This is a genomic window from Streptomyces sp. SA15, from assembly GCF_002291145.1.
In the GTDB taxonomy this organism is placed as follows: Bacteria; Actinomycetota; Actinomycetes; order Streptomycetales; family Streptomycetaceae; genus Streptomyces.
In genome coordinates, this window is the sequence record NZ_NTGE01000084.1 from 61,345 (window position 1) to 72,666 (window position 11,322).

Here is an 11,322-nt window from a genome sequence, read left to right on the forward strand (position 1 = left end):
GCGGCGTCGCCTGTGTCGGGCGCGTCACTCCACGGTGCCCCAAGCGGCGGCCGCGCGCGAGACGGACCACCGCCGGCCGTCACCGCGCCACGCTCAGCGACAGCGCGAAACGGCCCTCGCCGTCCGTCCACCAGTGGGCCAGTTCGAGACCCGCCGCGGACAGTTCGGCGCGCACACCCTCCTTCCGGAACTTCGCCGACACCTCGGTGCGCATCTCCTCGCCCGCCGCGAAGTCGACCGCAAGGTCGAGCGCGGGAATCTTCACGGTCTGCGCGGTACGGGAGCGCAGCCGCATCTCGATCCACTCGTGCTCCGCGTCCCAGAGGGCCACGTGGTCGAAGGCGTCGAGGTCGAAGTCGGAGCCCAGCTCGCGGTTGACGACCGACAGGACGTTCTTGTTGAACGCGGCCGTCACCCCGGCCGCGTCGTCGTACGCCCTGACCAGCACGCTCTCGTCCTTGACCAGATCCGTGCCCAGCAGCAGGGCGTCGCCGGGGGAGAGCAGGGCGCGCAGGGAGGCGAGGAACGCGGCGCGTTCGACGGGCAGCAGGTTGCCGATCGTGCCGCCGAGGAACGCCAGCAGCCGGGGCCCGGGCGTCTGAGGCAGCGTGAGCCGCGCGGTGAAGTCGGCGATGAGGGCGTGCACCTCGAGCCCCGGTCGCTCGGCGGCCAGCGCCTGCCCGGCCTGGGTGAGCGCGCTCTCGCTGACGTCGACCGGGACGTACGTGTGCAGGTCGGCGAGGGCGTCGATGAGGTGGCGCGTCTTCTCCGAGGAACCCGAGCCCAGCTCGACGAGGGTTCGGGCACGGGTCGCCGCGGCGATCTCGTCGTTGCGGGCGACGAGGATCTCCCGTTCGGCGCGGGTCGGGTAGTACTCGGGCAGCTCGGTGATCTGTTCGAACAGCTCGCTGCCGTGGGCGTCGTAGAACCACTTCGGCGGCAGCGTCTTGGGGTTGTGGGTCAGGCCCTGGAGGACGTCGGCGCGCAGGGCGGCCTCCGTGGCGTCCTCGGGCAGGGTGCGGGTGAGAAGGAACGGGCTCACGTACGGGGCTCCTTCGGTGGTGCGGTGGCCGAGGCGGTGCTCGGTTCCTTGAGCGGGGTGAGCAGCACGTCCGTACGGCTCGCCGCGAACAGCGTGCGGTCGGGAACTTCCTGCCAGTGCGGGTCGTCGTCGTAGGGCTCGGAGGCCACGACCGTGCGGCGGCCGGGCTCCGAGAGGTACCAGAGGGTGTCGCCCCAGGCGGTCGCGGTGATCGTCTCGCCGTTGGTCAGCAGCAGGTTGAGCCGGGAACCCGGGGCCGCCGCGGCGACCTCCAGGACCGAATCGGCCAGCGCCTGCCCCTCCTCGTCCCCGCCGCGCAGCCGGGCGAGCACCAGGGCCCATACGAGGGCCGAGTCGTTGCGTGCCTCCAGCGACAGCAGGTCGGCGGCGGGCAGCGTCCGGGTGAGGGGCGCGAGGGAGTCCGGCCAGCCCGCGACCGCGCCGTTGTGGCTGAACAGCCAGGTGTCCGCCGCGTACGGCGCCGCCGCGGCCTCCGCGTCGGCGCCCGCCAGGGTCGCGTCCCGTACGGCGGCCAGCACGGCCCCCGAGCGGACGACCCGGGCCAGATCGGCGAGCGACTGGTCCGCCCAGATGGGCCCGGCCCGACGGTACCGCGCCGGAACGGGATCCGCCTCGGCATACCAACCCACCCCGAAACCATCGGCGTTGACCGTCCCGTACCGCTGGCGCCGGGGCGCCCACGACTGGCGGTACAGACTGTGCGGCGGCTCGATCAGGATCCGGCCGAGCGCCTCCGCCGGGCCCAGGTAGGCCAGATGACGGCACATCAGACCGCTCCGGAGCGGGCCGTGCGGAACCCGGAGAAGATCTGCCGCCGGATCGGATAGTCCCAGTTGCGGAACGTGCCCCGGCAGGCCACCGCGTCCACGGCGAACGAACCGCCGCGCAGCACCTTGTGATCGGGACCGAAGAACACCTCCGAGTACTCCTTGTACGGGAACGCCTGGAACCCCGGATACGGCAGGAAGTCGCTCGCCGTCCACTCCCACACGTCGCCGATCAACTGCCGTACCCCGAGCGGGGATTCACCCTCCGGATAGCTCCCTGCCGGAGCAGGACGCAGGTGGCGCTGACCCAGGTTGGCGTGTTCGGGCGCCGGGTCGGCGTCGCCCCACGGGTAGCGCGTCGAGCGGTCGCCGGCCGGGTCGTACCGTGCCGCCTTCTCCCACTCGGCCTCCGTGGGCAGCCGGCGCCCGGCCCAGCGGGCGTAGGCGTCGGCCTCGTACCAGCACACGTGCAGCACCGGCTCGTCCGGCGGCACCACCTCGGTGACGCCGAAGCGGCGCCGCAGCCACTGCTTGCCGTCGCGGCGCCAGTACAGCGGGGCGTGGATGGAGTGCCCGCGGATGTGGGCCCAGCCGGCCGGCGTCCACCAGCGCTCGTCGTCGTAGCCGCCGTCCTCGATGAACGCCTGGTAGGCGCCGTTCGTCACCGGTGTCGTGTCGATGTAGAACGGCGGCACCTCGCGCCGGTGCGCCGGGCGTTCGTTGTCCAGCGCCCACGGCTCGGTCGAGGTCCCCATCGTGAACGGGCCGCCGGGGACGAGGACTTCGGCCGGGCCGGTGAACAGTGGCGCCGGTTCCGGGTCGGGGGCGGTCAGGGCCTGAGGGCCCTTACGGAGCTGGTGGGTGATCAGCATGGTCTCGTCGTGCTGCTGTTCGTGCTGCGCGATCATCCCGAAGGCGAAACCGGCCTCCGTGAGCCGCGTCCCGTGGAACGCGGTGCGTTCCAGCACGTCCATCACCCGGCCGCGTACGTCCGCCGCGTACAGGCGGGCCTCCGCGGGCGGCAGCAGAGGCAGGGTGGGGCGCTCGGAGCGGGGGTGCTCGAAGGCGTCGTACAGGCTGTCGATCTCGGGCCGTATCGCCTCCTGGCCGGCGACGGCCCGCAGCAGCCACTGCTCCTCCTGGTTGCCGATGTGCGCGAGGTCCCACACCAGCGGCGACATCAGCGGGGAGTGCTGGGCGGTCAGGTCGGGCTCCTCCACGCAGCTGGTCAGCAGCGTGGTGCGCTCCCGGGCGGTGATCAGGGTGGTCAGGGCCCGGTCGCGGAACGCTTCGGCGTCCAGGCCGGTGTCCGTGTCGCGGGCGGGATCGGTGTCGAGGGCGGGATCGGTCATGTGCGGATGTCCTTCCCGTGGGCGCGACGGTGCGTGCCGCGCAGGCGGTCGAGCAGGTCGTCGGCGGGGCAGCGGCCGGGTATGACGTAGCGGTCGCGGTACGCCCTTACGGCGTCCGTGACCTCGGTGGTGGCGCCGAGCCGGGGCAGGGCCTCCAGGGCCGCCGCGAAACAGGCGACGGCCGCCTCGTGCAGCTCGGGGTCGGCCAGGCCGTTGCGGGCCGCGTCGAGCCACAGGGGGTTGTGCGGGGCGGGCAGAGACAGGGCCCGCTCGGCGAGGGGCTTCACGACCCGGTAGGCGGTCTCGGCCGCCTCGGGGTCGTCGAAGAGGGCCGACGTGACCGCGAGCGGCACGATCCACCCGTCCTCGCCGGGCTGGGCGTCGATCATGCGCAGTTCGAGATGGCCGCGCGGTCTCACCGGCGGGAAGAGCGTCGTGACGTGGTAGTCGAGATCCTCCCTGGTGGGAGGCCTGGGGGCGCGCGATCTGGTCCACTCCCGGAAGGTCAGGCCTTCGGGCACGTCCCACGGGCCGCCGTCCCGCCGTACGCACATCACCGGGGCGTCCAGGACGTGCCGGGCCCAGGCCTCGCGCGGGTCCGTGTCCGGTGGCGGAGCGCCCGCGCGGCCGGCGCCGATCTGCATCCACAGCAGCTGCCGGGTGGAGAGCCAGCCGGTGGGCTCGGATCCGGCGAGGGGAGAGTTGGCGAACGCGGCCACCAGGACCGCGCCCAGCTGGTGCGCCAGCCGCCAGCGCCGTCCGAGCCCGAGCGGGCCCGGCTCCTCGTGGCCGGCGTCCAGACACACCTGCACCGAGGCCGAGGCGCACATCATGGCGCGGCCGGCCGGGCCGGTGCGGTCGAGACAGGTCTCCATGGCGTCGTAGCGCGGTTCGCGCAGGAACCGGCGGGGCGGGTGCCAGGGTTCGTGGCCGATGCCGACGAGACCGAGATCGTCCTGGGCCAGAGCCTTACGGACGGCGTCCAGATCGGCTGAGACGGTACCGATGCACTCCATCAGGGAGGCGGCGGGCGGCGAGCTGAGCTCCAGCTGGCCGCCGGGTTCGACGGTGAGCGCCGACCTCAGGGGCACGGTCCGCAGCGCGGCGTAGGCCGCTTCGAGTCGTTCGGGTGTCACGGGGAGCTGCGGCGCCCGCAGCTCGTGGATGAGCCATTCCACCTCGACCCCGAGCCTGCGGGGCGGGCCGGTCTTGAAGCAGATGCCCCGTACCAGGGCCTCCACCTCGGCTTCACTGATGGCCGTACGGGGCGCCGTACAGCCACTTGTCGAATCGGACATGTAGGGATCCTCCTGAGATTCCACCATGTCGCCGGTCCGGGGTCCGGTGGGCCGGACCGGCACAACTCGTCCCACCCAAGACCCTTCTGCTCATCCGCACAAGGGGGCACATCGTCGCAATCGGGACCGGGAAACTCTGTTGCGTCGCATGACCAGAATCGCTCACGATGCGTTCATGAGCACGACGGGGGAGGCCGCGCGCCGCGCGGTCGTGGCGTCCACGGGGGTGGCGCCATGAGCGCGCGCCTGCGTGGCGTCGCACAGCGGACGGAGCAGATCGTGGAGGCGGGGGCCTATCGCGCGCCGGACGGCCGCGAGGTGTCCGTGTCCGTGGCGGTCGAGGCGGCCCGGGACGGCACACGGATGTACGGGCCGGGTCCGGTGGAGGTCCCGCCGTTCGCTCCCGTGGACACGTCGGTCGAGGTCACGGGCGAGAGCAGCCTGGAAGCCGCCCGTCGGATCGCCCGACCGGTGGCCGTCCTGAACTTCGCCTCGGCCCGCAACCCGGGTGGCGGATACCTGGGCGGCGCCCAGGCCCAGGAGGAGGCCCTGTGCCGGGCCTCCGCGTGGAGCGTCAGCTCCAGCGGTGACGGGCTTGGGCGCGTCCAGCCGTGACTGCGCTTGGGCCGCGTCAGCTCCAGCCGTGACGGCACTTCGGTCGCGTCAGTTCCAGCCGTGACGGCGCTTGGGCCGCGTCAGCTCCAGCCGTAGCGTTCCCGAAGCCGGTGCCGGACCAGGTTGAACCGCATCCGGTCCAGGGCGCACGCCTCCCGGCGCATGCCGGCCTCGTGCAGCCGCAGTACCCGGTCCACGTCGACCCACGAGTCCCGCCCCGACCGGTCCCAGGGCCCGTTCCCGATCGGCACCCACTCCCGGTCGCCGTCGTGGCGCTTGCTCGACAGCTGCACGGCGAGGAAGGTGCCGCCGGCCTCGCGGGCGACGACGAGCACGGGGCGGTCCTTGCCCCGGCCGTCGTTCTCCTCGAAGGGGACCCAGGTCCAGACGATCTCGCCGGGATCCGGGTCCCCGTCGTGCGCGGGCGAGTACTCCGTGCGCACCCGGCCCACCTCACGGGGGTCGGCCTCGGTGGTGGCGGAGGGGCCGGACCGGCCGGGCACGTTCTCATCGGCTTCTTCGGTAAACACAGTCACGGACGCAACGTTAGAGCCCGTGGCTCGGCCCCCGCTCGGCTCACCCCCCGTCCTTCTCCACCGGCACTTTCTGCGCGGGAGGCGTCACGACCCCGCCGAGGGGCGAATTCCCGTTCGTGGCCTGCCCGTTCTGGTTCATCGACGCGAGCAGCTGACGGGCCAGGCCCAGCCCCGTCCCGCCCATGGTGAGCGCCTTGGCGAGCATGTCCGCCATGCCGTCGGCGCCGTTGAGCACCACCATGTTGTCGACGCTGCCGAACGCGGAAGCGCCGGCCTTCACGATCTCCGGCCAGTTCTCGGCGAGTTGCTGGGCGACGACGGCCTCCTGGTTCTCGGCGAGGGCGGCGGCCCGCGCCTTGATGGTCTCCGCCTCCGCGAGACCCTGGGCCTTGGTCGCCTCGGCCTCCGCGAGACCCCTGGCCTGGGCCGCGGCGGCCTCGGCCTCACCGGTGGCCCGGGTCGCCGCGGCCATGGCCGTACCCCGGGTCTTGGTCGCCTCGGCCTCGGCGCCCGCGGCCGTCTTGACCCGGGTCGCCTCGGCCGCGGCCGCCAGCTCCGTCTCCTTCGCCTTGGCCTCGGCCGCCGAGATCCGCGCGTCGCGCTCGGCCTCGGCCAGCGTGCGCTTCTCGTAGGCCTGCGCGTCCGCGGGCTTGCGGACGTCTGCCTGGAGTTGCTGCTCACGCCGGTGGGCTTCCAGCTCGGCGACCCGCGTCTCCTGGACGACGACCTCCTGCCGGGCCGCGGCGTCGGCGAGCGGACCGGCCTGCCGGGCCTTCGCACCCGCCTTGTCGCGCTCGGCCTGATAGCCGGCCTGGAGGATCTCGCTGTCCCGGGTCGCCTCCGCCATCCGCGCGAACGACTGCTGCTCGGCCTCGGTGGCCAGCCGGTTCGCCTCCGCCTGCGCGATCCGCGCGTCCCGCTGGACCGCCGCCGCGTGCGGCATCGCCAGGTTCTGGATGTACCCGGTCGGGTCCTCGATCTCGTGGATCTGCAACGAGTCCACGATCAGGCCCAGCTTCTCCATCTCCGTACCGCAGGCCGCCCGGGTCTGCCCGGTGAGCTTCTCCCGGTCGCGGATCATGTCCTCGACCGTCAACCCGCCCACGATGGACCGCAGATGACCGGCGAAGACGTTGTGCACCCGCTCCGCCATCAGCTTCTGCTGGTCGAGGAAACGGCGAGCCGCGTTGGCGATCGACACGAAGTCGTCGCCCACCTTGAAGATGACCACGCCCCGCACCTTGAGCGGAATGCCCTGGTGGGTCACGCAGTCCACATGCAGTTCGGTCTCGTTCAGATCGAGCGACAGCTTGCGCACCGCCTGCACACCGGGCAGCACCAGCGTGCCGCGCCCGGTGACGATGCGGAACCCCATCCCTTCCTCGAGGCCCTCCGTCCGGTGCTTGGAACCGGAGATGATGAGTGCCTCGTTGGGTTCGGCGACCCGCCACATCAACTTGAACAGACCGATCACGACGAGAACGGCGAGAAGGGCCGCTCCCGCAACGACGCCGACAACCATCGGCATACGCCCCCTTTGCATGGTGCCCTTTCGGCACCGAACGAAGGGAGTGTGCGCCCGGGCGACGCCCGGGTACAGACGCGGGCCGATCCTTGTCGAAACCTTGACACAAACAGCTCTCACCTGCGGCGCAGCGGGCTCAACTGTCGTACGCCGCCTGGACGTAGACCGTTCTCGGCGGCAGGTACTCCACGACCATCACCACCGTGCCCCGCTCGATGCGGTCAGTGCCGGAGGCGGGGTAGGCGAGGAAGTGCTCGGCGCCACCACGCACACGGACGATCACCTCGCCGACCAGTCCGGGCCCGATCGTCCCGGTGACCCGTCCCATGAGCCCGACCATCGACGCGTCGTCCATGGGCACAGGGTAAGGGGTCCTTGCACTATGAGCGCGCGACCCGGGCTGGCATAGTGCAAGGACCCCTAAGGGCCGAACGCCTTGTCCGAACGCCCTTATGCAGCGGGGGAATCCGAGGCGACCGGCTGCGGCCATGCCTCGTGCCAGCGCAGCTCCGCCTCCAACTGGGCGGCCAGACAGACGAGCAGCGGCTCGCTGTTCGCCGGCCCGAGGAGCTGGGCGCCGACCGGCAGCCCGCCGGCGACGAAACCGGCGGGGACATTGACGCCCGGCCAGCCCAGCACGTTCCACGGCCAGGCGTAGGGGCAGGCGGCGATCATCGCGCGGTCCGTGGCGAAGCCGTTGAGATGCAGCAGCGCGCCGATGCGCGGCGGGGGAGCGGCCGTCGTCGGCGCGAGGATCGCGTCGTACGTCTCGAAGAACACGCCGATACGGCGTTGCAGGGCCGCCTCGGCGCGCCGGGCCGCCCGCAGCGGGGCGCCGCCGAGCAGTTCGCCCAGCCGGGCGGCCTCGCGGGTGCGGCGGTCGAGGAGCGCGGGGAAGGGCGTCTCGCGGACCCGCTCGGCGATCCCGGCGGTGGCGCGCGGCACGAAGGTCAGCCCGATCTGGCCGTACGGTGGATCGGCCTCGACGACCGTATGCCCCAAGTCGCTGAGTTTCTCGGCGAGTTGGACGACCTGGGCTCGTACCTCCGGCTGGAGTCGGGCGGGCACGGCGGTGAACGGCGGCTTAAGGGCGAGCGCGATGCGCAGTCGGCCGGGGTCACGGCCCACCGCCTCCGAGGCGTTCACGGCCGGCGGCCGGTGCGGGTCGAGCTCGTGGTTGCCGCTCGCCGCGTCCAGGAGCAGGGCCGCGTCGGCGACCGTGCGGGCGAGGGTGCCGTTGACCGTGATGCCCTGGAAGGACTCGCCGCGCGGCCAGGTCGAGATCCGGCCGCGCTGTGGCTTGATGCCGATGAGATGGGTCCAGGAGGCCGGGATCCGCACCGACCCGGCTCCGTCCGAGCCGAGCGCGGCGGGCACGAGACCGGCGGCGACCGCGGCGGCCGAGCCGCCGGACGAGCCGCCCGGGGTGTGCTCGGGGCTCCACGGATTGCGGGTCGCGCCGAAGGCCGGCCCCTCGGTGAAGGGCCACTGCCCGAACTCGCAGGTGTTGGTCTTGCCGATGATCACGGCTCCGGCCGCGCGCAGCCGCCGTACCGCCTCGCCGTCCTCGGCGACCGGCGGGAACTCACCCTGACAGCCGAACGCGGTCGGCTCGCCCGCCACGTCCATGTCGTCCTTGACGGCCACCGGCACTCCGAGGAGCGGCTTTCGCATCCCGGCGGCCAGTTCCTCGTCCGCCGCCTCCGCCTCGGCGAGCGCCGCCTCGGCCCGTACGATCCGGAAGGCGTTCAGGGAGCCTTGCGTGGCCTCGATCCGCGCCAGGGCCCGCTCCACGAGCGCCTGGGAGGTCAGCTCCCCGTCGGCCAGGGCACGGGCGGACTCAGCGAGGCCTGCGGAACGGTCTGGCGTCATGCGGTCCACCTCCGGAAAACGCGTTGTCTACCGAACGGTAACGTCCGGGAGGGCCCGGTGGAACGACCCTGGCGGGACTGGAACTCCGGCAGCGGACTCGGCCGGCCGCCACAGCCTTTCCACAGGGCCTGCAAGGTCCTGCTCAAACCATTGACGCACTGTTGCCCCAGCTCTACCTTCTGACCGACTTTCCGAACCTAGTTCGGAATTTCGAACACGCTGCGCATGTGAGCCGCATGAGATCGCGCCGCAAGAAGCCGTAAGAGTCCGAGGGAGAGCCGCCCGTGACCACCAGACCCCCCACGCCGCCACCGTCCCGCCGCACCCTGCTGCGCGGGCTGGCCGCCCTGCCGGCCTCGGCCGTCCTGCTGGGCGAGATGCCCGGCCTGCTCGGCACGGCCCTGGCCGCCGCCCCGCCGAGCGGCTCCGCCACCCGCTACACCATCGTGCCGTTCCTCAACAGCAACGACGGCACCGTGAACGTCTACCAGTCCGACGACGCCACCGACTTCCGGCTCGCCAAGTCGTCGGCCTACACCCCGCCCAGCAACCGCATCCGCGACGCGAGCATCCTCAAGCACACGAACGGCTACTACTACATCACCTACACCACGCACACCTGGCAGGACCCGAGCACCACGATCGGCTTCGCCCGCAGCACCGACCGGGTCAACTGGACCTTCCTGTACGACTACACGGTTCCGATCGCCAACCTGTCCCGGGCGTGGGCGCCGGAGTGGTTCGTCGACAGCGACGGCAGCGTGAACGTCATCGTGTCCTGCTCGACGACGAACGACGAGTGGATCTTCACGCCGTACCTGCTGAGAGCCACCAACTCGGCGCTCACGGCGTGGAGTTCACCGGTGGCCCTCTCCGGCATCGGCGCGAACCACATCGACACGTACATCGTGAAGATCGGCTCCACCTACCACGCCTTCACGAAGAACGAGACGACCAAGTACATCGAGTACGCGACGGCCTCCCGGCTCACCGGCCCCTACACCATCAGCAGGACGGGCAACTGGGCGGGCTGGGGCAGCTACCGCGAGGGCCCGGCGCTGGTGCAGCTCGACAACGGCGGCTGGCGGATCTTCTTCGACGGCTACGGCGACGGCACCTACTACTACAGCGACAGCTACGACACCTTCGCCACCTGGTCGGCCCCGGCCGCCCTGCCCGTCGTCTCCGGCACGGCACGCCACTTCACGGTGATCAAGGAGACGGTCTCCGGCGGCCCGAGCCTGGCGAAGAACGTCACCCGCTCCTTCCGTTCGGCCAACTTCTCCACCCGCTACTGGCAGTCGCAGTCCTCCCTGCTCAACCTCCCCGTGGTGAGCGGCTCCAGCACGACCGCCGAGAAGCAGGCCTCCACCTTCACGGTCGTGGCCGGCCTCGCGGACTCGGGCGGCTACTCCTTCCGGGACACCGCCGGCAACTACCTGCGCCACTGGGACTTCCGCGCCCGCTTCGACGCGAACGACGGCACGACGACGTTCGCCAGGGACGCGACGTTCATCGCCCGCACGGGCACGACGAGCGGTTCGCTCCGCTTCGAGTCGTACAACTATCCCGGGTACTACCTGCGCCACTACAACTACCAGTTGAGGGTGGAGCGGACGAACGGGACGGATCTGTTCCGGCAGGACAGTTCGTTCGTGCCGGTGGCAGCCTGGGCCTGAGCTGGGCCCTTGCTGATCTGGGCAGTGTGCACTGGTTGTGCACTGGGTGGGGCGGCCAAGCCCGGCTGCGGCCCGGGCGTTGAGCATCGGATCGAGCCGTCCTCCACGGGAGGAGTGCACTCCCTGGCGTGAAGGCGGGGGCGGGATGAGCGGCCCGAAGAGGCCGACGGACTCCTCGTGGCGCATACCCCCCAACTCCTGCCAGGATCAGTCGCCGAGATTCTGATGGACGCGGCCGACAACTTCCCCGCCAGAAACTGGGGTGTGCGGGAGTTCGTACGGCGGGTGGCGGATGCCACCGGGGATGACGAGGAGACCGCAGGACCAGCCGTTCCGGGCTGGGCCGGAGGGCAGGACCCGACCTCGTGATCGAGGCGACCCGTTGGGCCGGGAACGCGGCGGTCGTCACCGGCGACCCCGAAAGTCGTCGGTGACTGTGACGGTCGAGACCGGAGCGCTGACCGTCCGGGAGGGAACCGGAGGGCTCAAACCCCTCACCGACGCCGCATGCCCAGGTTGTCGGCTCGGCCCGGTCCATGTCCCAAGGCATCAGCCGACCGGCCCCGGACGTAGTTGCCCTCACCGGTGACGGCGGCGATCTGTGTCCCGCCCGTT

General features: G+C 71.6%; 10 protein-coding genes and 1 pseudogene. 3 read left to right on the forward strand and 8 right to left on the reverse strand.

Annotated elements, in window-relative coordinates; genetic code table 11:
* Nucleotides 1-79 precede the first annotated feature (79 nt).
* From egtD to egtA, 4 genes are read right to left on the reverse strand one after another with little or no spacing between them, the layout of a single operon-like run.
* Entirely contained in the window at nt 80-1,042 is a 963-nt protein-coding gene (egtD, locus tag CLM62_RS15735; RefSeq protein WP_095750495.1) for an L-histidine N(alpha)-methyltransferase, read from the reverse strand.
* Complete coding sequence (gene egtC, locus CLM62_RS15740) at nt 1,039-1,830, reverse strand: ergothioneine biosynthesis protein EgtC (RefSeq protein ID WP_095750496.1); 792 nt, start codon at nt 1,828-1,830, stop codon at nt 1,039-1,041. The genes egtD and egtC overlap by 4 nt, the downstream gene beginning before the upstream one ends.
* The gene (gene egtB / locus CLM62_RS15745; protein WP_095750497.1) at nt 1,830-3,182 is read right to left on the reverse strand and encodes an ergothioneine biosynthesis protein EgtB; all 1,353 of its coding nucleotides are present in this window, start codon (nt 3,180-3,182) and stop codon (nt 1,830-1,832) included. The genes egtC and egtB overlap by 1 nt, the downstream gene beginning before the upstream one ends.
* Nucleotides 3,179-4,480 carry an ergothioneine biosynthesis glutamate--cysteine ligase EgtA gene (gene egtA, locus CLM62_RS15750; RefSeq protein WP_095750553.1) on the reverse strand — a complete coding sequence of 434 codons (1,302 nt, stop codon included), beginning with the start codon at nt 4,478-4,480 and terminating at the stop codon, nt 3,179-3,181. The genes egtB and egtA overlap by 4 nt, the downstream gene beginning before the upstream one ends.
* Nucleotides 4,481-4,714: 234 nt before the next feature.
* On the opposite strand from egtA, the pseudogene CLM62_RS50055 reads away from it, so the two are divergent.
* Nucleotides 4,715-5,047, forward strand: a pseudogene (locus CLM62_RS50055) (TIGR02452 family protein); the annotation flags it as partial.
* 128 nt (nt 5,048-5,175) lie between these two features.
* Here CLM62_RS50055 and CLM62_RS15760 read toward each other — a convergent pair.
* The 4 genes from CLM62_RS15760 to CLM62_RS15775 all read right to left on the reverse strand — a co-directional run bounded on the left by CLM62_RS15760 (nt 5,176) and on the right by CLM62_RS15775 (nt 9,028).
* Nucleotides 5,176-5,631 (reverse strand): type II toxin-antitoxin system PemK/MazF family toxin, encoded by a 456-nt coding sequence (locus CLM62_RS15760; protein WP_095750498.1) that lies wholly within the window; start codon nt 5,629-5,631, stop codon nt 5,176-5,178.
* A gap of 40 nt (nt 5,632-5,671) precedes the next feature.
* Nucleotides 5,672-7,159: a flotillin family protein gene (locus CLM62_RS15765; RefSeq protein WP_095750499.1), complete on the reverse strand. Its 1,488-nt coding sequence runs from the start codon at nt 7,157-7,159 to the stop codon at nt 5,672-5,674.
* A 133-nt stretch (nt 7,160-7,292) separates the two neighbouring features.
* Nucleotides 7,293-7,511, reverse strand: a complete 219-nt coding sequence (locus tag CLM62_RS15770) for a hypothetical protein (protein WP_030044637.1) — start codon at nt 7,509-7,511, stop codon at nt 7,293-7,295.
* Between the two features lie 95 nt (nt 7,512-7,606).
* Nucleotides 7,607-9,028 (reverse strand): amidase, encoded by a 1,422-nt coding sequence (locus tag CLM62_RS15775; protein WP_095750500.1) that lies wholly within the window; start codon nt 9,026-9,028, stop codon nt 7,607-7,609.
* A 284-nt stretch (nt 9,029-9,312) separates the two neighbouring features.
* On the opposite strand from CLM62_RS15775, the gene CLM62_RS15780 reads away from it, so the two are divergent.
* Nucleotides 9,313-10,707, forward strand: coding sequence for a glycoside hydrolase family 43 protein (locus CLM62_RS15780; protein WP_095750501.1), 1,395 nt, complete (start codon nt 9,313-9,315; stop codon nt 10,705-10,707).
* 177 nt (nt 10,708-10,884) lie between these two features.
* Nucleotides 10,885-11,076 (forward strand): hypothetical protein, encoded by a 192-nt coding sequence (locus tag CLM62_RS49340; protein WP_143659084.1) that lies wholly within the window; start codon nt 10,885-10,887, stop codon nt 11,074-11,076.
* The last annotated feature ends 246 nt before the right edge of the window (nt 11,077-11,322 follow it).